This is a genomic window from Halopseudomonas sp. T1L2 (genome assembly GCF_055397385.1).
Genome location: NZ_AP040865.1, coordinates 2460367 through 2483307 on the forward strand (window position 1 = coordinate 2460367; position 22941 = coordinate 2483307).

At 63.0% G+C, this 22941-nt stretch carries 24 protein-coding genes and 1 pseudogene; 15 read left to right on the forward strand and 10 right to left on the reverse strand.

Translation table 11 applies throughout. The features are described from left to right. The first annotated feature begins 51 nt into the window (after positions 1–51). The 4 genes from ubiM (at position 52) to ACZ5WQ_RS11620 (ending at position 4114) form a co-directional block, all read left to right on the forward strand. Positions 52–1224, forward strand: coding sequence for a 5-demethoxyubiquinol-8 5-hydroxylase UbiM (gene ubiM, locus ACZ5WQ_RS11605; protein ID WP_464382356.1), 1173 nt, complete (start codon positions 52–54; stop codon positions 1222–1224). Between the two features lie 53 nt (positions 1225–1277). Next, entirely contained in the window at positions 1278–1424 is a 147-nt protein-coding gene (locus ACZ5WQ_RS11610) for a hypothetical protein (RefSeq protein WP_160003199.1), read from the forward strand. A gap of 62 nt (positions 1425–1486) precedes the next feature. Then, entirely contained in the window at positions 1487–1894 is a 408-nt protein-coding gene (locus ACZ5WQ_RS11615; protein WP_464382357.1) for a DUF2946 domain-containing protein, read from the forward strand. Positions 1895–1993: 99 nt separating this feature from the next. Beyond that, on the forward strand, positions 1994–4114 hold the full coding sequence (locus ACZ5WQ_RS11620; protein ID WP_464382358.1) for a TonB-dependent copper receptor: 2121 nt from the start codon (positions 1994–1996) through the stop codon (positions 4112–4114). A 51-nt stretch (positions 4115–4165) separates the two neighbouring features. Here ACZ5WQ_RS11620 and yghU read toward each other — a convergent pair whose 3' ends face one another. Together yghU and ACZ5WQ_RS11630 are read right to left on the reverse strand one after the other, a co-directional pair. Beyond that, a complete protein-coding gene (gene yghU / locus ACZ5WQ_RS11625; RefSeq protein ID WP_464382359.1) occupies positions 4166–5011 on the reverse strand; it encodes a glutathione-dependent disulfide-bond oxidoreductase in 846 nt (281 codons plus the stop codon). 136 nt (positions 5012–5147) lie between these two features. Beyond that, the gene (locus tag ACZ5WQ_RS11630; protein WP_464382360.1) at positions 5148–6134 is read right to left on the reverse strand and encodes a bile acid:sodium symporter family protein; all 987 of its coding nucleotides are present in this window, start codon (positions 6132–6134) and stop codon (positions 5148–5150) included. Between the two features lie 94 nt (positions 6135–6228). On the opposite strand from ACZ5WQ_RS11630, the gene ACZ5WQ_RS11635 reads away from it, so the two are divergent. Then, positions 6229–7023: an AraC family transcriptional regulator gene (locus tag ACZ5WQ_RS11635; protein ID WP_464382361.1), complete on the forward strand. Its 795-nt coding sequence runs from the start codon at positions 6229–6231 to the stop codon at positions 7021–7023. A gap of 230 nt (positions 7024–7253) precedes the next feature. Next, entirely contained in the window at positions 7254–8141 is an 888-nt protein-coding gene (locus ACZ5WQ_RS11640) for a cache domain-containing protein (protein ID WP_464382362.1), read from the forward strand. Positions 8142–8182: 41 nt separating this feature from the next. Here ACZ5WQ_RS11640 and ACZ5WQ_RS11645 read toward each other — a convergent pair whose 3' ends face one another. Genes ACZ5WQ_RS11645 through ACZ5WQ_RS11660 form a run of 4 tightly spaced genes read right to left on the reverse strand, consistent with a single transcriptional unit; the run spans position 8183 to position 10562 of the window. Then, entirely contained in the window at positions 8183–8449 is a 267-nt protein-coding gene (locus ACZ5WQ_RS11645; RefSeq protein ID WP_104739396.1) for a DksA/TraR family C4-type zinc finger protein, read from the reverse strand. A gap of 13 nt (positions 8450–8462) precedes the next feature. Beyond that, positions 8463–9224, reverse strand: a complete 762-nt coding sequence (locus ACZ5WQ_RS11650; protein WP_335599329.1) for an SIR2 family NAD-dependent protein deacylase — start codon at positions 9222–9224, stop codon at positions 8463–8465. Between the two features lie 47 nt (positions 9225–9271). Continuing rightward, complete coding sequence (locus tag ACZ5WQ_RS11655; protein ID WP_233048435.1) at positions 9272–10081, reverse strand: DODA-type extradiol aromatic ring-opening family dioxygenase; 810 nt, start codon at positions 10079–10081, stop codon at positions 9272–9274. 25 nt (positions 10082–10106) lie between these two features. Continuing rightward, positions 10107–10562, reverse strand: a complete 456-nt coding sequence (locus tag ACZ5WQ_RS11660; protein ID WP_233048436.1) for a DoxX family protein — start codon at positions 10560–10562, stop codon at positions 10107–10109. Positions 10563–10648: 86 nt separating this feature from the next. Between ACZ5WQ_RS11660 and ACZ5WQ_RS11665 the strand changes: the two genes are divergently transcribed. The 3 genes from ACZ5WQ_RS11665 (at position 10649) to ACZ5WQ_RS11675 (ending at position 14293) form a co-directional block, all read left to right on the forward strand. Next, entirely contained in the window at positions 10649–11581 is a 933-nt protein-coding gene (locus tag ACZ5WQ_RS11665) for a LysR family transcriptional regulator (RefSeq protein WP_464382363.1), read from the forward strand. Between the two features lie 64 nt (positions 11582–11645). Continuing rightward, positions 11646–13559, forward strand: coding sequence for a DUF294 nucleotidyltransferase-like domain-containing protein (locus ACZ5WQ_RS11670; protein ID WP_269688540.1), 1914 nt, complete (start codon positions 11646–11648; stop codon positions 13557–13559). After that, positions 13556–14293 carry a 3'-5' exonuclease gene (locus tag ACZ5WQ_RS11675; protein WP_464382364.1) on the forward strand — a complete coding sequence of 246 codons (738 nt, stop codon included), beginning with the start codon at positions 13556–13558 and terminating at the stop codon, positions 14291–14293. The genes ACZ5WQ_RS11670 and ACZ5WQ_RS11675 overlap by 4 nt, the downstream gene beginning before the upstream one ends. Before the next feature lie 60 nt (positions 14294–14353). Here the strand turns inward: ACZ5WQ_RS11675 and ACZ5WQ_RS11680 are convergent, their stop codons facing one another. The 3 genes from ACZ5WQ_RS11680 to ACZ5WQ_RS11690 form a co-directional block, all read right to left on the reverse strand. Next, entirely contained in the window at positions 14354–16021 is a 1668-nt protein-coding gene (locus tag ACZ5WQ_RS11680; RefSeq protein WP_464382365.1) for a BCCT family transporter, read from the reverse strand. A 248-nt stretch (positions 16022–16269) separates the two neighbouring features. Beyond that, entirely contained in the window at positions 16270–16944 is a 675-nt protein-coding gene (locus ACZ5WQ_RS11685) for a TetR family transcriptional regulator (protein ID WP_464382366.1), read from the reverse strand. A gap of 4 nt (positions 16945–16948) precedes the next feature. After that, entirely contained in the window at positions 16949–17143 is a 195-nt protein-coding gene (locus ACZ5WQ_RS11690; RefSeq protein WP_088277286.1) for a hypothetical protein, read from the reverse strand. A gap of 105 nt (positions 17144–17248) precedes the next feature. On the opposite strand from ACZ5WQ_RS11690, the gene ACZ5WQ_RS11695 reads away from it, so the two are divergent. Beyond that, positions 17249–18256 (forward strand): amidoligase family protein, encoded by a 1008-nt coding sequence (locus ACZ5WQ_RS11695; RefSeq protein WP_228246979.1) that lies wholly within the window; start codon positions 17249–17251, stop codon positions 18254–18256. Beyond that, positions 18253–18924 carry a gamma-glutamyl-gamma-aminobutyrate hydrolase family protein gene (locus ACZ5WQ_RS11700; protein WP_464382367.1) on the forward strand — a complete coding sequence of 224 codons (672 nt, stop codon included), beginning with the start codon at positions 18253–18255 and terminating at the stop codon, positions 18922–18924. Before ACZ5WQ_RS11695 ends, ACZ5WQ_RS11700 begins: the two co-directional genes overlap by 4 nt. Here the strand turns inward: ACZ5WQ_RS11700 and ACZ5WQ_RS11705 are convergent. Beyond that, positions 18888–19871 (reverse strand): AraC family transcriptional regulator ligand-binding domain-containing protein, encoded by a 984-nt coding sequence (locus tag ACZ5WQ_RS11705; protein ID WP_464382368.1) that lies wholly within the window; start codon positions 19869–19871, stop codon positions 18888–18890. The genes ACZ5WQ_RS11700 and ACZ5WQ_RS11705 overlap by 37 nt on opposite strands. A gap of 70 nt (positions 19872–19941) precedes the next feature. Here ACZ5WQ_RS11705 and ACZ5WQ_RS11710 point away from each other — a divergent pair. The 4 genes and pseudogenes from ACZ5WQ_RS11710 (at position 19942) to ACZ5WQ_RS11725 (ending at position 22937) form a co-directional block, all read left to right on the forward strand. After that, positions 19942–20796, forward strand: a pseudogene (locus ACZ5WQ_RS11710) (sterol desaturase family protein). Next, positions 20793–21383: an NADPH-dependent FMN reductase gene (locus ACZ5WQ_RS11715; RefSeq protein ID WP_464382369.1), complete on the forward strand. Its 591-nt coding sequence runs from the start codon at positions 20793–20795 to the stop codon at positions 21381–21383. Before ACZ5WQ_RS11710 ends, ACZ5WQ_RS11715 begins: the two are co-directional and overlap by 4 nt. 97 nt (positions 21384–21480) lie before the next feature. After that, positions 21481–22440, forward strand: a complete 960-nt coding sequence (locus ACZ5WQ_RS11720; protein WP_464382370.1) for a hypothetical protein — start codon at positions 21481–21483, stop codon at positions 22438–22440. Continuing rightward, positions 22437–22937, forward strand: a complete 501-nt coding sequence (locus tag ACZ5WQ_RS11725; RefSeq protein ID WP_464382371.1) for an NUDIX hydrolase — start codon at positions 22437–22439, stop codon at positions 22935–22937. The genes ACZ5WQ_RS11720 and ACZ5WQ_RS11725 overlap by 4 nt, the downstream gene beginning before the upstream one ends. Positions 22938–22941 lie beyond the last annotated feature (4 nt).

Sequence of the window (22941 nt, forward strand, 5' to 3'; positions counted from 1 at the left end):
CTGTCCGGCGCGCGCAGACTGAGGGCCTTTGTTCCCTGGGAGACGCTGCGCATGAACTGCGACATTGCCATTATCGGCGCTGGCCCGAGCGGCCTGTGCATGGCCCGCGCGCTGGCCGAAAGCGGCCTGAACATCGTATTGGTCGAGCGCCAGAGCGAGGCCAGCCTGGCCGACCCGGCGTTCGACGGCCGCGAGATTGCCCTGACCCATGCCTCCCGGGCACTGCTGGAGCAGCTCGACATCTGGCCCCGGTTGCCAGTTGAAGACGTAGCCCTGCTGCGCGATGCCAAGGTCATGAACGGCCCGTCACCCTTTGCCCTGCAGATTCAGGCGCGCCACGCCGGCTCTGATCACCTCGGTCATCTGGTTGCCAACCGCGCCATCCGGCAAGCCGCCTGGCAAAGCCTGCAGGCGGTCGGCGGAGTGCATCTGCTGTGCGACACCCGGCTGCGCCAGGTGCACCAGCACAGCGGCGGCGTCGAACTGGTGATGAATAACGGTACCCGGCTGGAAACCCGCCTGCTGATCGCCGCCGACAGCCGCTTCTCGGAAACCCGAAGAATACTGGGTATCGGTGCGCAGATGAAGGACTTCGGCAAAAGCATGCTGGTCTGCCGCATGAATCATGAAGCCGATCACCAGCAGGTTGCCTGGGAATGGTTCGGCTACGGTCAGACCCTCGCCCTGCTGCCACTGAACGGCAAACAGTCTTCTGTAGTTGTCACCCTGCCGCCACGGGAAATCGAGCAGCTTCAGCAGCTTGATCCGCAGGCGTTTGCCCGCGAAATGGAGAGCCGATTTGCTCACCGGCTGGGTAATATGGAGCTGGTCAGCGAACGCCACGTCTATCCGCTGGTCGGCGCCTACGCCCGCCGCCTGACGACTCACCGCGCCGCGTTGATCGGCGACGCCGCAGTCGGCATGCACCCGGTTACCGCCCATGGCTTCAACTTCGGCCTCGGCAGCGTGCAGCGACTCAGTCGCCTGCTACTCGAAGCTCACCAGCAGAACCGCGATATCGGCTCGATCGCCCTGCTGGCCCGTTACGAGCGCCAGCAGCGACTGGCTACCTGGCCGCTGTACCAGGCGACCAACCTGCTGGTCGAGTGCTACACCAATGACCATCTGCCGATGCGCCTGCTGCGAGGTGCGGCGCTGCGCGCTGCCCAACAGCTGGCGCCGCTCAAGCGCGGCATTGCGCGACACCTGACCGCAGGCAACTGAATGGCAGATGATCTAAGCTGACGTTTGTCATTATCGATGAGTGGACCTGAGTCATGTTGCTGATCGAACTGGGAACGCTGCTGATCGTCGTGGGTACCTATGTGGCGATCCATCTGTGTCTGGCCAACTACCGTGACAACGAGCTGGAACAGGCCGCGCAACTGCCGTTTGCCGAGGAGCCTGACCGCCTTGACGCCTGATGCGGCAATAAGCCACAGCCGCCGCAGCTCTGCGCCGGGGCACCGGTGCTAAAATTGCGCGCATGAATCTGACCCAAGACAACCGCCTTTCACTCACCCTGGTGCTCTACCTGTGCACCCTGGTGAGTCTGCTGACCTGCGGCTTCCACCAGGGTCAGATGAGCGGGCAGCACCTGAGCGGCGTCGGGGTGGTGTTCTGCAACCTCGGCAGCGACAGCCTGGGTGTGGATCTCGACGATCAGAAGCAGCACCAGATGAGTGACCTGCAGGCCGGCTGCCCGCTGTGCTCTTCCATCGGCCACGGCAGCGCGGTGGCCATGCATGGCTGGTCGCTCGACTACCTGCCCGCCAGCCCAACCAGTGCACCACCCAGCGGCCAATGGGCTCGCCCGCCGCCGCGCCATATCTGGCCCTCAATCAATCCCCGCGCCTCACCCTCCCCGCTCGACGCTGCGCCCCGCGCCGTCTGAGCCTGCCTGCGGCCACCGGCCGTGCGTTGCGTCACACCCCACAACACCCTGACCTGATTTCGGCCCGGCGCCGACTGCGCCGCTGTGGCCACTGTGTGGATGACAACAATGCAACACGCCAACCGTTTTACCCGAACCCCTGTCAGCCTGCGCTGGCAAGCCGCCTTCGCCCTGCTGTTTACCAGCCTCGGCGCTACCGCCCAAAGCCACGAAGGCCATGACCATGAAAGCAGCAACGCTGCGCTGCAACTGGCGCCCGTGGTGGTGACCGCCGTTCAGCAAAGCTCGCCACTGACTATCGTTGCCGACCCCAAGGACGCCCGCCAGCCGGTGCCCGCCAGCGATGCCACCGACTATCTGAAGACCATTCCCGGGTTCTCGGCGATTCGCAGCGGCGGCAGCAACGGCGACCCGGTCCTACGCGGCATGTTCGGTTCGCGCATCAACCTGCTGGCCAACGGCGGCCAGATGATCGGCGCCTGTCCCAACCGGATGGACGCGCCCAGCTCCTACATCGCACCGCAAACCTACGACCGCCTGACCGTCATCAAGGGTCCGCAGAGCGTACGCTGGGGGCCTGGGGCTTCGGCCGGCACCGTGCTGTTCGAACGTGAGCCGGAGCGTTTCGAGGAGCCGGACAGCCGCGTGCATGCCAGCGTACTGGGTGGTAGCAATGGCCGCTTCGACAAGCTGCTCGATGCCGCCATCGGCAACCAGAACGGCTACCTGCGCTTCGCCGGCAACGACGCCCAGTCCGACGATTACGAAGATGGCAACGGCGATACCGTGCCGTCGCGCTGGAGCAAGTGGAACGGTGATATCGCCGCCGGCTGGACGCCCGATGCCGATACCCTGCTGGAATTCAGCGCCGGCAAGGGTGACGGTGAAGCGCGCTACGCCGGGCGCGGCATGGACGGCACCCAGTTCGCTCGCGAAAGCCTTGGCCTGCGCTTCGAGAAACTCAACCTCGGTCAGGTCAGCAAACTGGAGGCGCAGGTCTACTACAACTACGCCGACCACATCATGGACAACTTCCGCCTGCGCAGCCCCGATCCGACCAGCATGATGCCCATGCCGATGGCCTCGCAGGTGGATCGCCGTACGCTCGGCGGTCGCCTGGCGCTGAGCTTCGATTGGGACGCGGTCGAACTGGTATCCGGTATTGACGCCCAGCGCAGCGAGCACCGTGCCCGCAGGTCCAGTTACAGCATGATGACCGGCTATACCGATGCGGACGAGTTCGCCTGGGAAAAAGACGCAGTCATGCACAACTACGGACTGTTCAGCGAAGCCACCTGGCACCAGAGCGACCTGACCCGCTGGATCGGCGGCGCACGGTTGGACCGCGCCTCGGTCAAGGACTACCGGGTAGGTATTCGCAACATGATGGGCATGACCACGCCCAACCCGACCGCCGGCCAGAGCCGCAGCGACACCCTGCCCAGCGGCTTCGTCCGTTACGAACAGGATCTGACCGCCCTGCCGGCAACGGTCTACGCCGGCCTCGGCCACGCCGAACGCTTCCCCGACTACTGGGAGCTGTTCTCGCCCAGCCTGGCGCCAACCGGCGAGCTGAACGCCTTTGACGGCATCGAGCCGGAAAAAACCACCCAGCTGGACGTCGGTATCCAGTATCAGGACGCACGCCTGCAGGCCTGGGCATCGGCCTACGCCGGTCAGGTCGACGACTTCATCCTGTTCCGCTACTCGACCATGATGGGCATGCGCCGCAGCCAGGCCTACAACGTCGACGCCCGCATTGCCGGTGGCGAGCTGGGCGTGGCATATGACCTGACCAGCAACTGGAAGACCGACGCCACGCTGGCCTACGCCTGGGGTGAGAACCGCAGCGACGGCCAGCCGCTGCCCCAGATGCCGCCGCTGGAAGCCCGCCTGGGCCTGAGCTACGAGCAGAACGACTGGAGTGCCGGCGCACTCTGGCGACTGGTCCGCGCGCAGAATCGGGTGGATGAAGGCGCCGGCAACGTGGTCGGTCAGGACATCGGCAGCAGCGCCGGCTTTGGCGTGTTCTCGCTCAACGGCGCCTGGCGCATGACCGAGCAGGTGAAGCTGAGCGTGGGTGTCGACAACCTGTTCGACAAGGCCTACGCCGAGCACCTGAACCTGGCCGGCAACTCGGCATTCGGCTTCCCCGCCGACCCGGTGGCCATCAACGAGCCCGGGCGTTCACTCTGGGCCAAGGTCGATTTCGACTTCTAGGCAATGGGCCCGCCAGACGCGCAATACGTCTGGCGGGTTCCGCTCAACCGATCAGACGTCGCTGATATCGCTGGCGTCGTGCCGCTCGGCGACCTGCAGCGCTTCGTCGCCCCACACCCGATTGACCCGGCGACCACGCTGTACCGCCGGCCGCGCAGCAATCTCCGCCGCCCAACGGCGCACGTGCTCGTACTCATGCACCGAGAGGAACTCGGCCGCGTCGTACAGCCCGCCCTCTACCAGCACGCCGTACCAGGGGTAAATGGCGATATCGGCGATGCTGTACTCGTCACCGGCCAGGTAGCGGTTATCGGCCAGCTGGCGGTTGAGCACGTCGAGCTGACGCTTCACTTCCATGCTGAAGCGATTGATCGGATATTCGAACTTCTCGGGCGCATAGGCATAGAAATGGCCAAAGCCGCCGCCCAGATACGGCGCCGAGCCCATCTGCCAGAACAGCCAGTTCATCGCCTCGGTGCGCATGGCGTGATCACTCGGCAGCAGCGCGCCGAACTTCTCCGCCAGATACAGCAGGATTGAGCCGGACTCGAACACCCGGGTCGGCGGGTTGGTGCTGTGATCAAGCAGCGCCGGAATCTTCGAGTTGGGGTTGATGGCGACAAAGTCACTGCCGAACTGATCGCCCTCGGCAATGCGAATCAGCCAGGCATCATACTCGGCATCGGCGTGACCAAGCGCCAGCAGCTCTTCAAACATGATGGTCGCCTTGACGCCATTGGGCGTGGCCAGCGAGTAGAGCTGGAAGGGATGCTTGCCGACCGGCAGCGTTTCCTCGTGGGTCGGCCCGGCAATCGGGCGATTGATACTGGCGAACTTGCCGCCGTTCTCACTATCCCAGGTCCAGACCTTGGGCGGTGTATAGCTGTTGTCAGTCATGCGACGTCTTCCTGTGTTCTGAAGCCAGACAGCAAAGGGTAGACGACAGAGCATGTCGAGCCACACCCGGCAGGTCAATGCCGAATCCTGCCTGCCCCTTGCACATCCATGCCGACGTGCAAGGGACGCAGCCCGGTCAGGCGGACTCGGCTTGCGGCAGGTCCGGACGGCGGCCGTAACGCTCGGCCAGCACCGCGCAGACCATCAGCTGAATCTGGTGGAACAGCATCAGCGGCAGGATCAGCGTCCCCAGCGCGCCGCCGGCAAACAGCACCTGCGCCATCGGCACACCGGTCGCGAGGCTCTTCTTGGAGCCGGCGAAGATAATGGTGATGCGGTCTTCGACGTTAAAGCCCAGACGGCGACCCAGCCAGGCGGTCAGGCCCAGTACCAGCGCCAGCAACAGACAGCAGGCAACCACCAGCCCCAGCAGCTCCGTAAGCGGCACGGTTTGCCAGATACCCTCGACCACCGCATGGCTGAACGCGCCGAAAACCACAAGCAGAATCGAGCCCTGATCCACGCTCTTGAGCCAGCCCTTGTTGCGTGCAACCCAGTCGCCGATCCAGCGACGGGCAATCTGGCCGGCAATAAACGGCAGCAGCAGTTGCACCACAATCTTGCCGATCGCATCCAGGGTGTTGGACTCACCGGCCTGCGCGCCCATCAGCAGCAGCACCAGCAACGGGGTCACAAAGATACCCAGCAGACTGGAAGTCGCTGCGCTGCAGACCGCCGCAGCGACGTTGCCGCGGGCAATCGAGGTAAAGGCAATCGCCGACTGCACGGTGGCCGGCAGGGCGCAGAGGAACAGGATACCCAGATAGAGCTCATCCCCTACCAGCGGCACCAGCGCCGGTTTGAGCAATACGCCTAGCAGCGGAAACATGATGAAAGTGCAGGCAAATACCAGCAAATGCAGGCGCCAGTGGGTCATGCCGGAGATGATCGCATCGCGCGACAGCTTGGCACCGTGCATGAAGAACAGCAGCGCAATGGCCGCGTTGGTCAGACCATCAAAGGCGACAGCCGCCTGCCCGTGCACCGGAAACAGGCTGGCGGCAATGACGACAGCGATCAGGCAGAGGGTCATGTTGTCAGGTAAAAAGCGTGGGCGTGCCATGGCTATGTCTCGTTTTTCGTTATCAATGTTGCGACGTGCGGGGAGGGAGTTTACTGTCTGAGCCAACGACCGACTAACGCGATTGGATAGCACAATGTCGACAAACGGACAAAAGCACCTGAATCTGCGTGCGGTACCTGATTTGCCCGGCCTGCCGCGTCCGCTGTATGCGCGCAGCGAATCGCTTGCCCGCAGCACCACGACCCACTGGCACAGCCACCCGTGGGCGCAGCTGTCCTACGCCATCTCCGGCGTGCTGTCTGTGCATACCCGCAACGGCCGTTTTCTGGCCCCGCCGCAGCGGGCGATTCTGGTGCCGCCTGATCTGCCCCACGCGGTGATCAGCTCGCCGGATACCGAAATGCGCAGCCTCTACATCGAACGCGACGCCATGCCGTGGCAGGCCGGACAGTGCGCGGTGCTGGAGATCAACCCGCTGACCCGCGAGCTGATCAACCAGTTCGGTCGCATTCCGGTCGAGTACGACGAGAGCGGTGCCGACGGGCGACTGGTCGCGGTATTGCTCGACCAGTTGACCGCCGCCCGCGACACCGGGCTGTATCTGCCCTGGCCGGATGACTCACGTTTGCAGCAGGTGTGTCAGGCGCTGTTCGACAACCCCGAACTGACGCTGACGCTCAGCGACTGGAGCGGACAGCTCGGCTGTTCCGAGAAAACCCTCACCCGCCTGTTCCAGCGCGATACCGGCCTGAGCTTCCGGGCCTGGCGCCAGCGCCTGCGGCTGCTCAGCGCCCTGCCGATGCTGGAACGCGGCGAGCGGGTGACCGACATTGCACTGGCCTGCGGCTACGACTCCACCTCAGCGTTTATTGCGGCCTTTCGCAAACAGATCGGTATGACGCCCAGTCAGTTCGCCAGCCGCCAGTAGCGCGCCGGGCTGTGCCTGGCCTTTGCACGCAATCAGGGAAATCACTTTCCTGTCATGACAACATCAGCAGCGGTGCCCCGTAGCCGCAATCAACCGGGCCCTCAGCCCGATTGATTGACCGCACGTTGACCTCGGGCAATACCAACCCGCTCGACAGCGCCCAGTATCCACCTAAGCTGAGGAAGGACGATTGCGTCCAAGCGACAACAACATCCCGCAGAGGAATGCTTATGAACTTCAAGAATCCGGTCATGATTGCTGCTCTGACCATGGCAGCACTGTGCCCGCCGGCCTTCGCCACTTCGTCCACTCCGCCCCCACCGTCGGCCGAACCAGGTTACGAACAGCAGGCAGCCAGCGCTGCCCAACTGCTGCAAAAGGCGATTGCTGCCTACCGCGAGGAAGGCAACGCGGCTTTTGCCCGTTTCAGCCGCCAGGGCGAATTTATCGATGGCGACCAGTACGTTTACGTGGTCGACGAGAACGGCTACATGCTGGCCAGTGGCGGCCCGTCGGCGGCCCTGATCGGTCGTGATATCACGCCGCTGCTGGACCCGGAACTGAAGGAAGCCTTCAACTCGGCTCTGCAGGCACCGGAATCAGACACGGTGTCGAGCGCCGAATACCGCTGGATGAACTGGAACGACGGCAAGGTGGAACGCAAGCAGGTGTTCTATCAGAAGGTCGACGGAAAGACCTTCGCCGTTGGCTATTACCTGCCACGTTCCAGCGAAGCTGCTGCCAAGGCACTGCTGGATGACGCGGCTGCCGCGATCGCAGACGATGCAGAGGCTACCATCGCCCGAATCAATCGACTGGACCCCGAGTTCAACCGGGACGACCTGTATGTATTCGTGGTGGATATGGACAGCATGAGCATGGTGGCGCACGGCTATAGCCGGCGTTTGCTCAACATTCACTTCCCGGATCTGAAAAACCGCGACGGCCTGCGCGTCGGCCAACAGATTCTAGATGCTGTAGAGGCCGGTGAAGACAGCGTCACCTACACCTGGCCCAACCCGGTAACCGAGCGGCCGGAAGAGAAAAAGACCCTGATCCGCAAGGTCGGCAACTATCTGGTTGCGGTGGGTTACTACCAGGAGCCGGTAACCGAGTAAGCCTGACAGGCTGGTGGCGCCCGCCATCAGCCTGCTTGCAGCTAGCGCAGCTGACTGTCCTTGCTGGCGCTGCGGTTATAGCCGGAGTCAAACCGGGCGTCTTTCTCCTGCTCTGCCTGACAGGCCAGACACAGGCGCACACCCGGCAACGCCTGACGACGACGCTCGGCAATCGGCTCCCCACAGTGCTCACAGTGACTCAGACTTTCGCCCTTGGGCAAATCCTGCCGGGCGCGCTCGACAGCGGAATCGAGTGTCGCGTCGATCTGCTCCTGTACCGCTCCGTCCTGTGCCCAGCCACTGGCCATGATGCCTCCCGCTTTACTCGTCGAAAGCCGCTTGCAACAACGATGGCAGCACTTCGCCGGCCGCGCCAGCCAACAGCCATTCATGCTGACCACCCAACGCCTGCGGCTGCGGGTTGACGTGGACCACGGCCGCCCCGGCCTGCAGCGCAATTTCCGGCACCTGCGCAGCTGGATAGACCACGCCGGAGGTGCCAACCGAGAGCAGCAGATCACAATCAGCCGCCGCCGCAAAGGCCGCTTCGAGCGCATCGACCGGCAGGCTCTCGCCAAACCAGACCACGCCGGGCCGGACCAGACCGCCGCACTGCTTGCAACGTGGCGGCGCAAGACGCCGACCTTCGGCAGGTTCTAACGGTGGTTCGGGCGGCATGCTGAATGGCGAAGCACACCGACTGCACCGCGGCTGATGCAGGCTGCCATGCAGGTGCAACGCATCGGCACTGCCGGCGCGCTCGTGCAGGTCGTCCACATTCTGGGTGACCAGCGTCAGCTTCGGCACCCGCTTTGCCAGCTCGGCAATCGCCAGATGGCCCGGGTTGGGCTGGGTGCTCAGCACCTGCATGCGCCGCCACTCGTACCAGCCCCAGACCAGCTCCGGGTCATCCTCGAAAGCCTCGGGCGTTGCCAGGCGCATGGGATCAAACCGCGACCAGAGCCCGCTCAGCGCATCGCGGAAGGTGGCAATACGGCTCTCCGCCGACACCCCGGCACCGGTGAACACCACCACATGCTGCGCATCACGCAGCCGCGCCAGCAAGCCCTGATCAAACGTCATCACCGCGCCTCCATAACCCGTTGCCGTCATCGTGCACCAGGGCGGAGTCAGTCGGCAAATACAAAGCCGGCCAGCGGTACGCCCATCGCAACCTGATGAAAGTCAGTGCGACCGGGGCTGTCAGCAGCAGCGCCTGCCACCACATGCAGCGGCAGCAGATGCTCGGCATCAGGGTGTGCCAGCAGAGCGCCCGGCGCCTGCTGCCAGTCAGCCAGCGCAGCATCGCGCTCGGCCTGCGGCAGCACGATCATGTTCTGCAGCCAGCGATCAAAGGCCTCGACCGCCGGCGCCGGCGCCGCCAGATTGGCGCGCATCAGCGGGATATTGTGAAAGCTCATGCCACTGCCGACGATCAGCACACCCTGCTCGCGCAGCGGCGCCAGCACGCGGCCCAACTCCAGATGGGCCTGCGGGTCCATATCAGACCGCAGCGACAACTGCAGCACCGGAATATCCGCCTCGGGCCGCACCAGCTTGAGCGGGATGAATACCCCATGATCAAGCCCGCGCCGATTATCGAACGCGGTATCGAAACCCGCTTTGCCGAGCAGTTCGGCAACCTCGCCGGCCAGCTCCGGCGCACCCGGTGTGGGCCAGGTCAGTTGATAGGTATGCGGCGGAAAGCCGTAGTAGTCGAACAGCAGGCCGGGAGCAGCCTGGGTATTCAGGGTAAAGACCGGTTCTTCCCAGTGGGCCGAGATCACCAGCAGAGCGCGGGGAGCCACGTTCAGGCTCGGCAGCAGATTGCGCAGCCAAGCCTCCATGCCCTGCCAGGTGTCGGCCGGTTCCCACTCCATGAAGAAGCAGGGACCGGCGCCATGGGGAAGAAAGACCGTCGGCAGTCGATTGGCAGACATGATCAGTCCTCCAGCACGTCAGTGATCAGATACGCAGGCCGAGGCGTGCATCCAGCGAGAAGCGGTCGCCGCCGCGCAGGAAGATACCGAAGGCGGTCAGGGCCCACAGCAGCGGGTATTCGATTCCGCCATTGGTCCAGAAGAAGCCATTGGCCGTGTGCACGGTCAGCGCCACGCCCAGCATGAATGTGACAGCCAACGCCGCGGGCCGGGTCAGCAGCCCAAGGACCAGCGCCAGACCGCCGAAGAACTCGACCAGCCCCGCCAGCAGCGCAAACAGAATGCCGGGGGACATGCCCAGCGAGCCTTCAAAGAACTGGCCGGTTGCTTCCAGACCGTAGCCGCCAAACCAGCCAAACAGCTTCTGCGCGCCGTGCGGCATCAGCATCAGACCGGCGGTAATACGAATCAGCGGATAGCCCAGCGGGGCCAGACGTTCAAAGATGGCCAGGCCGGGGGTAGCTGTGTGTTGGTTGCTCATGATGTGTCTCCAAAGGTTGCGTTGAGCTGATGGAGAGCAGAGTATGTTGGTTTCCAAAACGAAAGAAGACAGCAAATAAGGAACCCATGGTTAACAAATCGGAAACCTTGGGCGGATCACTCGAAGACCTGTACGCCTTTTGCGCTGTCATCGAGTTTGGCACTCTTTCCGCCGCCGCCCGTGAACGGGGAGAAACCAAAGGCAGTATCAGCCGCCGCCTGTCGCGCCTGGAGCAACGCCTCGGCGTCGCCCTGCTGGCGCGCACCCCTCGGTCGGTATCGGCAACCGAGGAAGGCACCACGTTCTATCTGAAGGCCCGCGACGCCCTGACCTTGCTGGCCGACGCCAGCGCCCGCGCCCGCGCCGCGCAGGACGTGCCAGCCGGTCATCTGCGCCTGACCGCACCGCTGGACCTGGGAGTTGGCGTGTTGCCGTTGCTGCTTACACGGTTCCGCGCGCAGTATCCGCAAATCGACATCGAGCTGCTGCTGACCGACACCCCACTGGACCTCAGCGCCCATCGTATCGATCTGGCCCTGCGCGCTACGCCGGGCAACCTGCCGGACATGAGCTATCGCGCCTCTGCGCTGGTGAACTTCCGCATCGGGCTGTATTGCTCACCAGGCTATCTCGCTGAACGCGAGCCGCCGAGCCAGCCTGCCCACCTGGCCGGGCATCAATTGCTGGCCTGTCGTGAGCGGGTCGGCGCAACAACCCTGCTGCTGAACGACAGTCGCGGGCATGGGGCCAGCCTGACCCTGAAGCCGGTCATGCGCACCAGCGACTACGCCAGTGCCCACCAACTGCTGTGCAACGGCGCTGGTATCGGCCCCCTGCCGGACCTGATTGCCCGCCAGAGTCTGGCCCGCGGCGAGCTGGTACCGATTCTTGCCGACTGGCAGGTAGCAACCGGAACCCTTTACGCAATCACTCTCAGCGGCGCTCAGGCCCCCGCCAGGGTGCGGTTGTTCCGCGAGTTTCTGCGCAAAGAGCTGACCACCCTGCAGCAACCGACCTGACCGCTGGCGCCATAGCCATTACACTGGCAACAGCTGCACTCCCCACACCCGAACCGGATGCCACATGCAGATTGAACTGATCGAGATTCGCGACCACCTGAGCCGCTTCCCGCCGTTCGACGAGCTGCCCGAGGAGCTGCTGGACGAGATTGCCCGGCAGGTCGAGATCGGCTACTTCAAGGCGGGAACAGATATTCTTGCCTTTAATCAGGAAATCCACGAGCTGCACTACATCCGCAGCGGCGCGGTCGATATCTTTCGCCGCGGTGGCGATCTCTACAACCGCCTGGGCGAAGGCGATATTTTCGGCCATTTCGGCCTGCTGCGACGCAACCGTGTGCGCTTTCCAGCCCGCGCTATCGAAGACACGCTGATTTACTACATCCCCGGCACGCTGTTCGACCAACTTTGTGAACAGCATGAGCACTTTGCCGACTTTGTCGAAGCCGAGGGCCAGTCACGTCTGAAAGCCGCCGTCGAAAACGGCCGCGCCAGCGAGCTGATGAAGATCAAGGTGCGCAAGCTGATATCCCGCCTGCCGGTCACCGTACCGCTGAACACCAGCGTGCAGGAGGCTGCGCAGGTCATGACGGCGCAAAGCGTGTCATCGCTGGTAGTCGTGGACCCGCACAGCCAGTGGCCCAATCCGGATCGCGTTCCGGTAGCCGATGCCCAGCACGGGGTGATGGTCGGCATCATTACCGACCGCGACTTCCGCACCCGAGTACTGGCCGAAGGCTTGCCACTGGACACGCCGGTCAGCGCGGTCATGTCACCCAACCCGATTACCGTTCAGGGTGACGACACCGTGTTTGAAGCCATGCTCAGCATGCTGCGCAACAATATCCACCATCTGCCGGTGGTCAAGCGTCGTCGCCCGATCGGACTGATCAACCTGAGCGACATCATCAAGTACGAATCCCAGAGCAGCCTTTATCTTGTCAGTGCGATTTACAACAAGAAATCGGTAGCCGAGTTGCAGGCCCTGCTGCCCGATGTGCGCGCCACCTTCGTGCGCATGGCCCGCGATGAAGCCAGCGCACACATGATCGGCAGTGCCATGTCGGGCATTGGTCGCAGCTTCAGCCAGCGTCTGCTGGAGCTGGCCGAAGACGAACTCGGCCCGCCGCCGGTCCCATACGCCTTTATGGCGCTCGGCTCCATGGCGCGGGACGAGCAGCTGGTCGTATCCGATCAGGACAACGCGCTGGTACTGGACGACAGCTTCGACCCGGCCCTGCATGACGATTACTTTTTCAAACTGGCCACCTTCGTCAGCGATGGCCTGGCCGCCTGCGGCTACACCTATTGCAAGGGCGGCATCATGGCGACCAACCCGAAATGGCGCCAGCCGCTGTCGGTCTGGCGCAAATACTTTATCGACTGGATCGAGCGCCCCAAGGCAGAGGCCCTGCTCAACAGTTGCATTTTCTTCGATCTGGATGCGGTCTATGGCGAGTCAGCACTGGTGGAAGAGCTGCAGGAATTGCTGGCAGAGCGCGCCAGCAGCAACGAGCCCTTTCTCGCAGCCCTTGCCCGCAATGCGCTGAACCGCACGCCACCATTGGGCATCTTTCGTACCTTCGTGATGGAGAAGGACGGCCGTCAACGCGATGTAATCAACCTCAAGCGCCGCGGCACCGCGCCACTGACCGATCTGATCCGAGTGCATGCACTGGCCTGTGGCTCACGGGCGCAGAACTCGTTCGAGCGACTGGATGCCATCGCCGCCACCAAGTTGATGCCGCCGGAATCACTGGAGCGGCTGCGCTATGCGCTGGAGTTCCTGTCGCTGGTACGCATCCGCCACCAGGCCATGGATATCGAGGACGGCATCGAACCGGACAACGAAATTGAGCCGGAAAAGGTACCCACCGTCGAGCGGCACAACCTCAAGGAAGCCTTTCAGGTGCTGAGTAACGCCCAGAAGTTCCTGCGTTTTCGCTACCCGCACCTGCCGGTCACCCGCACCCTATGATCCGCTTCAACCCCGCCGCCAACGCCGTCGACACGCGCACGCCTGAGTGGCCGACCGAGCTGGCCAGACTGGCCGAACGCAGCAGCCAGCCCGGCTTGCAGGCGTACTACCGCGCCGGCTGCCCTGCTGGTGACACGCCGCTGGAAGAGGTGCCGCTGGCGGCACTGGATATCGAAACCACTGGCCTGGATGCACGCCGTGATGCCATCGTCAGCATCGGACTGATGCCCTTCAACCTGCAGCGTATCCGCTGTCGCGAGGCCTTCTACGAGGTGGTAAAACCCGACATTCCGCTGAGCGAGGAGTCAATCACCTACCACCGCATCACCCACTCTGATATTCGCCAGGCGTCAGACCCTGCCAGCACCCTGAACCGCCTGCTGGAGGCCATGGCCGGGCGCATCATGGTGGTTCACTACCGGGCACTGGAACGCGCCTTTCTTGATCGAGCTGCCCGTCAGTATCTGGGTGAGCCGCTGTTGTTCCCGGTTATTGATACCATGCAGCTCGAAGCCCGAATGCACCGCGGCAGCGCCCAGCCCGGATGGCTGGCCCGCCTGTTCGGACGCGAGATCGAATCCATCCGCCTGGCGGACAGCCGCCAGCGCTACGGTCTGCCGCACTACCACGCCCACCACGCGCTGACCGATGCGCTGGCGACCGCTGAGCTGCTGCAGGCGCAGGTACTGACCCACTATCGGCCAGACACCCCGCTACGCGAACTCTGGTATTGAATAGGCAAACAAAAAAAGCCGCTCCCTGCCAGGGGAGCGGCCTTATCCAGCAGACGGCGATCAGCGCGGTTCGCTCATCAGCCCCTTGATGATCGCGATACAGCCAACCAGCAGCACGATGGTAAACGGCAGCCCGGTCGACACCGACATCGCCTGCAGCGCCGCCAGGCCACCACCCAGCAGCAGCGCGATCGCAACCACGCCTTCACTGATGACCCAGAACACCCGCTGGGGCACCGGCGCATTGACCTTGCCGCCGGCGGTGATGGTGTCGATCACCAGCGATCCGGAGTCGGACGAGGTAACGAAGAACACAATGACCAGTACGATGCCGACAAAGGAGGTAATCGCGGTCAGCGGCAGTTCGCCAAGCATGGCGAACAGCTTCAGCTCAAGCGCGGCGTCCTGTACGCCGGTGAACCCATCGGCCACGAACTGACCGATTGCGGTACCGCCAAAGGCCGTCATCCACAGTACCGACACCAGTGAAGGTACCAGCAATACCGCGACCAGGAACTCACGCACGGTACGGCCGCGGCTGACGCGGGCGATGAACATGCCGACAAAGGGCGACCAGCTGATCCACCAGGCCCAGTAGAAGGCAGTCCAGCCTTGGGTAAAGTTGGCGTCTTCACGGCCCACAGGGTTGGACAGCGCCGGCAGGTTGGTGACATAGGCCAGCAGGTTATCGAAGAAGCCGGTGGCAATCGCCAGGGTCGGGCCAACAATGATGACAAAGCCCATCAGCACGATAGCCAGTACCATGTTGATCTCGGACAGACGCTTCACACCTTTGTCCAGACCCGCGACCACCGAGAGCAGCGCCAGAGCGGTGATGCCCATGATCAGCAGCACCTTGGTGACGTTGCCGGTACCGATATCGAACAGGTAGTGCAAACCGGCAGTTGCCTGTTCGGCACCGAAACCCAGCGAGGTGGCCAGACCAAACAGCGTAGCGAACACGGCCAGGGTATCGATGATATGTCCAGGCCAGCCCCAGACGCGCTCACCCAGGATCGGATAGAAGATAGAGCGAATGGTCAGCGGCAGGCCCTTGTTAAAGGAGAACAGCGCCAGCGCCAGCGCCACCACCGCATAAATTGCCCAAGGATGCAGGCCCCAATGGAAGATGGTCGCAGCCATGCCAAGACGCTCGGCGGCAACCACATCCCCCGCAGCGCCGCCCAGCGGCGCCCAGTCGGTGCGCAGACCATCCTCGCCTACCGCCACGCCGCCAAGCGACGACGAGAAATGCGACATCGGCTCGGATACGCCGTAGAACATCAGGCCGATGCCCATACCGGCCGCAAACAGCATGGCAAACCAGCCGAGGTAGCCATAGTCAGGCTTGGCTTCCATACCGCCAATGCGCACCTTGCCCAGTGGCGAGACGATCAAGCCGAGGCAGAGGATGACGAATATGTTGGCGGCACCGATGAAAAACCACGCCAGATTGCCAGTCAGCCAGTTGCGCAGGGCGGTAAACAGCGGCGCCACTTCGGTCTGCAGTGCCAGGGTCAGCACCACAAACAGCACGACCGAGAGCGCTGAAATGATGAAGACCTTGCCGTGAATATCCAGGTTCAGCACAAAGCTGCCGGAAATGTTGTCCTGACCAATTACGTAGTCGGTATCGATCAGGTTGGCATCACCGGTCGGTGCCGGGATACCGTCATTGCCGACAGGATCGGCGTTAGAGTCGTGCTCGTTCAATGGTTCTCTTGCCATCTAAAGATGCTCCGATACTTCAGTGCGGGCTATGCCCGATGACGTGTCGACGGCACCGCGAGAGCGGCGCAGCGACAACAATTGACAGCCCCTAAAGGCAGTGAGGTGCACACCACAAAGGGTGTGCAGCAAAAACATCCAATCCGCCAGGCGGCCGTGTCAAAGCGAAGCGCTTTCCCAACAAAAGCAGCACAATGATAGCCAGTTGACAGGAATTAGTGAAATCGGCGGGACAATCAACAGCCTGTTCAGGGGCGCAATTCACCCTGGTCAAGCAGGCTGACGGCACCACGGAACAGCATCAGTACTTGCTCCTCTGCCAGCGCAAGAATGTCGCTACGGCGCTCAGGATCACCCAGATAATCAAGCGACTGATAGAGCATGTTGCGGTTGACCATGCCAGCAACCCGGCGCAGCTGCGCCGGACTGACCCGCTCAGGAATCAGCCGCAGCTCGCGAATATCCTCGGCCATATCGTCGGCAAACTCGTCCATCTGCCGACGCAACTCCTCGCGCAGCAACGCCGAGGGCCCATGCAGCTCGCGCAGGGCGATCAGCACCCGATCGCGATGGGTGAGCACGTAATCGAAATACAGTCGCAGCGTCTGCCGACATACAGCGCGCCCCTTGCTTACGCCTGGCTCGCCGGTACCCTGCTCGACCTCGGTCGCTGCCTGACGACGCAGGGCTCGCAGCGCCGAGCGCAACTCGCTTTTGGACTGTCTCAGCAACTGCAGGCCGAGGTCTTCCATATCACGGAAGTGACGGTAGAAGGTATTGGGATTGAGACCCGCCTCACGGGCAAGTTCGCGCAATCCCAGACTGGTCACACACCGGCTGCTGGCGGCCAGGCGCTCAGCGGCATCAAGCAGCGCCCGCTTGCCGGGCGGCTCGGCATGTTTCTTCGGCTCTGTGCTGGCCACCACCTCAGTTGCCCGGTGCGGACCTCAGAATCGCCAGCACCTGACGGTTGGACAGGCCATACTCATCCATGAGTGCCCGCAGGGCATCGTTAAAGGCCAGCTCCTGCTGCAACCCGGAGTCCTGCTTCATCTTTTCCAGCTGGGCCAGCTGGGCGGCCAATTGACGCTCGGCGGCGCGAAACTCGGAAAGCTTGCTCATGTCATACCTGTGTGAGTGGATACAAGAGAACCAACGACGAGAATACTACACCAGTTCAGCGCAAACGCCCTGTCGCCACCGCTGAGCAACGCAAAGGAGTACGCCATGGATGACAGTCCCCCCGCACTGGTCATGCCCCCAAGACAGCAGACCGCAGAGGGAGCGCAGCGTCGCGTCGGCGTTGAGCTGGAGATGAACGGCATCGATCTGGACCGGTTGAGCACGCTGGTCGCTGCCAGAGGCGGCTATCGAATCGAACAGCCAGGCCGCTGCGAGCGACGCCTGACCGGTGACCCGGCTGGCGACTGGGTGGTTGAGCTGGACTCGCAGTGGATCAAGAAAATCGGCCGTGAGCCGCGACCGCAGGGTGACGAGTCGGCAGAACTGCTCGGTTCGGCCGAGGATGCCCTGATCTGGATGGCTGAATCGCTGGTGCCGGTCGAGCTGGTTAGCCCGCCGTTGCCGCTGGACCGCCTGGACGAGATCAACGAGCTGATCCACCAGCTGCGCGAGGCAGGAGCCAAGGGCACCAGCGACCGCCTTACCAACGCCTTCGGCATGCAGTTCAATCCGGAAATTCCGGACGCCGACAGCCGCACCCTGTGTGCCTATCTGAAGGCCTTTCTGTGTCTCTACGACTGGATGAACGAGCGGGCGCAAGTAAACCTGACGCGCCGTATCACGACCTACGTTGATCCGTTCCCGGCCGATTACGTCAGCCTGGTTACCGACCCCGACTACTGGCCCGACCAGGCCCAGTTGATAGACGACTACCTGAAGCACAACCCGACCCGCAACCGTGCGCTGGATATGCTGCCACTGTTTCGTCATCTGGACGAGGAACGGGTGCTCGCCTGCACCCAGGACCCGCTGATCAAGGCCAGGCCGACCTTTCACTACCGGCTGCCGGACTGCCGTATTGATGAGCCCGACTGGGATATGACCGAGGCCTGGAACGACTGGCTCGAGGTCGAGAAACTGGCCGCCGATCATGAGCGCCTGCAAGGCTGCTGCAAGGCCTATCAGCAGTGGCAGCAACAGGGGCTGGGCCGACTGCTGGACAGCTGGCCACGGCAGCTGGAACGTGACTGGCTGCAAAAGGATACGGCATGAAGAAGCCCGTGATCGCCATCACAGGCCCAGACCGCGGCGCCACAGGGCCACGCTTTCTGGTGGCCTGGGCGATACGCCGCTATGGCGGCATCCCGCTGCAGCTCAGGCCTGGCGACGAAGAGCGCGCACAACGCTATCAGGGCGTGGTCATTACCGGCGGGCACGACATTGACCCGGTACTCTACGCCGCCGAGCCCGAGGTCAAGCCACGCTACGACGGCGCCCGGGACCGCCTCGAGTCCGCCGTCATCGACCATGCCCTCAGCCACGGGCTGCCGCTGCTGGGCATCTGCCGCGGCGCACAGCTGCTCAACGTGCGCTGCGGCGGCAACCTGTTTCAGGACCTGCGCTCCCGACGCAAGCTGACCTCGCATCGACGTACCGTGCTGCCGCTGAAAACGCTCTGCGTGGAGCCGGACAGCCATCTGGCACGCCTGCTGAGCCGCCAGCGGGCTCGGATCAACAGCCTGCACAACCAGGCGATCAATCGGGTGGGTGATGGCCTGGTCATCAGCGCCCGGGATCTGGACCAGATTCCCCAGGCCATCGAGGCGCCGGGGCGCAGCTTTGTTATCGGCGTGCAGTGGCACCCCGAGTTTCTGCTGTTCCTGCCGCGTCAGAGACGCCTGTTTCAGGCGCTGGTGTCAGCCGCCAAGGAGCTGACCTGAGGCTGCCAGCGCTTACGCGCGTGCAGGTAGGCGGCGGTGTCACCATAACCCAGCCGGTCCGCAATCTGCGCCCGGGTCAGCCCCTGCAGGGCCAGGTACTGATCCAGTTCGGCGCGCACCAGGTCCAGCAACTGACGAAAATTCAGGCCCTGATCCTGAAGACGTCGGCGCAATGTTCGAGTGCTCAGATGCAAAGCCGGCGCGACCTCTTCCAGTGACACCTGCACCCCGTCCAGCAGACCACGACGAACCAGCGCCGCCACCTGCCCGGCCGTACCGCCAAATTGTTGCTGCTGCGCCAGGCGTCGGTCCAGCTCGCAACACACCAGCTCAAACATCGCCCGGTTGGCACCGGGATGGGCGTGCTGCATGTCCGCGTCGCTAAACCACAACTGATTCTCGGCAGCGGCAAACTCCACGCACTCGCCCAGCGCCGGCCGATAGGCCTCGTGATAGTCCGGTTTCCGGTGACGCAGACACACCCGTACCGGCGTCAGCGCGATCTGAGCCGCTGCCCGCATCTGGGTTACCGCCATATTCATGTAGTGCTCGACCAGATAGCGCTCCAGCCCGGCTGCTGCATGCACCCGAATGCTGACCCCGGTCATGCCGTCGGCCTTCACCGACCGGACCGAGTCCATGGACGAGGCCAATGACTGGTAGCGCACCCAGCAGTCCAGCGACTGCTGCGGGTTGGCTGCGTAGAAGCCAAGGCAGGCCAGCACATGCCAGTCCTGCGGAGTAAACAGCGAGAACAGATGCAGGCCAATGGCCGGATCATGCTCTGCCGCCCTGTGCCAGAGCTGCTCAAGCGCCACCAGATCGAAATCGTCACGGTCGCCACGCTCGTGCAGGAAACGCTGCAAGACCTTGCCAAGTGGGCCGTGATGAAAGCGCTGAATCGACACCTTGGCCGATTCAACCCTGTTTTTGTCCTCTGCACGCATGTTGGACCGATCCGATTTGGATTCTTATTGGCTGGAAGTCGAGTCAATCAAACCGCCCGCAGAGGTTAGCATGGAAACAATAACAACAAGCCTGAACCCCGCCGTCATCGTCGCCGGGATCTTTTTCTCCTTCATCCTGCTTGAGCTCATCCTCGGCCGCTTTTTCCAGCCGGCCGGTCAGCGCCGTGACGCGCTGATCGAGATCATCGGTTCAACGCTGCTGCTCGGCGTAACCGTTCCGTTCATTACGTTCGCCAGCGGCGCGATCATGGGCACACTGGCCCCCGAGTAGAAAGGTGCCCTGAGCGGGATTCCGTGGCTGGCCGGCTTCGCCCTGTTTCTGCTGTTCGATGACATGACCCAGTACTGGTGGCATCGCCTCGCACACAAGGTGCCGTTCCTCTATGACCTGCACCGAGCGCACCACTCGGCCAGGTACATGAGCATCCGCATCGTCTACCGCAACAACAGCTTCTACTACCTGCTGATGCCCGGTATCTGGTTCTCGGGCATCCTCATCTATCTGGGCCTGGCACACGTCTACTTTGTGTATCTGATTCTCAAGATGTGCGTTATCTACGGCGCCCACAGCAGCGTGCCGTGGGACGCCAAGCTGTATCAGTTCAAGTGGCTGAAGCCGGTCATGTGGGTCGTCGAGCGCACCATCTCCACCCCCTCCACCCACTCTGCTCACCACGGACTGAGTGCCGAGGATGGCGTAACCAACTACAAGGGCAACTTCGGCAACCTGCTGTTCTTCTGGGACATTCTGTTCGGCACCGCCAAGATCACCCGTCGCCGCCCCCCGAAGTACGGCATCGAGAACCTCGGCCCGGTCAGCTGGACGCAGGAGCTGTTCTGGCCGCTGGTACGCAAGCCCAAAGCCAAAGCCACCCCCGAACTCAATCCTGAGGTAAGCCAATGAGTCGTCATATTGCCCTGATCGCCGGTTCCAGCCAGCACAGCAGCCAAAGCGCCAAAGTCGCGCACTGGCTCGCAAGCAGTCTGCAACGCCGGGACTGCGAAACCAGTGTCATCGAACTCGGCCAGCAGCCACTGCCGCTGTGGCCCGAAGCTGACAGCAACGGCGTCTGGCCGGCGATTTCTGCGACCCTGCGCAGCGCCGACGCGCTGGTTGTCATCAGCCCGGAATGGCACGGCATGGCCAGCCCGGCACTGAAAAACCTGTTCATGTACGCCGGTCGCGCCGAACTGGCGCACAAACCGGCGCTGCTGGTCGGCGTCTCCGGCGGCCAGGGCGGCAGCTACCCACTGGCCGAGCTGCGCGCCTCCAGTTACAAGAACTGTCGCATCTGCTACCTGCCGGAACACCTGATCGTGCGCAACGTGGAGCGGGTCATGAATCCGGGCGAACCGACCAGCGAAGACGACCTGCGCATCCGCGCCCGCGCCGACTGGGCCATGGACCTGCTGCTCGATTACGCCGAGGCGCTGGCGCCGCTGCATGCGCGTCATCGCAACCCGCCAACAGAGTGGATGAACGGCATGTAAGCGTTTGAAAAACAGTTGAAAAGCGCCAGCAGCCAGATCGCTCCCGGAGACAAAGGTCGCTATGATGGCACGCGACTGTCCGAGGAGATGGAACACCGTGCTGTTCAAGGAAAAACTGCTGCTGGCCAACTGTGACTCGGTGCACGCCCACGGCCACCAAGAGTTGCGCAAACGCTTTCTGACCGGCCTGGCCTTTGCTGATGGAGTGGTACTGCCACCCAACACCCTGATCGACAACCTTGAGCTGGCCAACGCCCTCGGCCAGATGAACGTGATCAAGTACCTCAACGAAGAGGGCAAGGGCAAATTTGTTATCCGCGGCTTCGGCCTGTCGCGCTTCGCCACGTTGCAGGAGTACTACGATGCCCTGCCCGGCAACTTTATCCTGTCCAGCCTGCCGGGTCGCCCGCGCAAGGGGGAGCTGGACCGGCAACAGCGCACGGTCATGGCCGAGCGCCTGCGCAAACTGCAGGCCGCGCTGAGCGAACTGCAGCCGGTGCTGGACGACGTCAGTGTGCCCCGCGAGGCACTGCAGCAGGAAGTCTTGCGCCGCCTGGACACCCTGCCCGGCTCCGGCGGCTACTTTGAGCATGACGGCGACTACCAGCTGTTCAGGCTCGGCGGGCTGAGCAAATATTCGCGCTCGGACTGGTACCTGTATGCCGAGCAGTTTTTCCGTGAGCGCGGTCAGGCAGGGCTCGAGGCGCTGCGCTTCGAGTTGATCGACCCTGCCTACAATTCACTGTTCGCCAAGGCGTCCGAGGGCTTTTTGCAGGACAACATTCGGTTTCTCCAGGGCGTTCCCGAGCAGGTGCTCGATTCCAGCATTGCCTTCAAGGCCCTGCGCAGGGAAATTGAACTGGTGCAGTACCCGATCAAGGTGTTCAACTTCATCTCGAGTCTGGGCGCCGGCGAGGTAATCAAGTTCCTCACCGACGAGGCACTCGGCTATCTTGAGGACAAGATGATGGAAACCGGCGAGTCCTACATGACCCGCCGCAACTGGTTTGGGCTGTATCCGCGCATGCGCAGCTTCATGGGCCTGGAGATCAAATGAGCACGGTTTACGAGAACCCCTGGTTCAAGGTTGTCCGCGAGGAGGGCTTTCACTGGGTTGAGGAAAACGGCGCCAGCAACGGCGCAGCCATTCTCGCCGTACTCGACGGCCACAGCGCGCTGCTGGTGCGGGTGCAGCGCCCCGCCCAGGGCAAGCGCATCATGCTGGAAATTCCGCGCGGCTACGGCGAACCGGGCGAAAGCAGCCTGCAGTGCGCCTGCCGTGAACTGCAGGAAGAAACCGGCTATCGCGCACAGCCAGACCAACTGACGCTGCTCGGGCACTATCGCCCCAACTCGGCGATTCTGGCCAGCAGCGTCGATCTCTATCTGGCGCAGCTCGGCTCAACCGACCTGGTCAGCGCCCCGGACGACGAAGCCATTGCCATCGAGGCCGTACCACTGCAAGCGCTACCAGCACTGTTGCAGGACGGTACGCTGGATGACGGCTTCACCCTGGCGGCGCTGGCACACTTCTACGCGCGCGCGCAGGGCTAAGGCG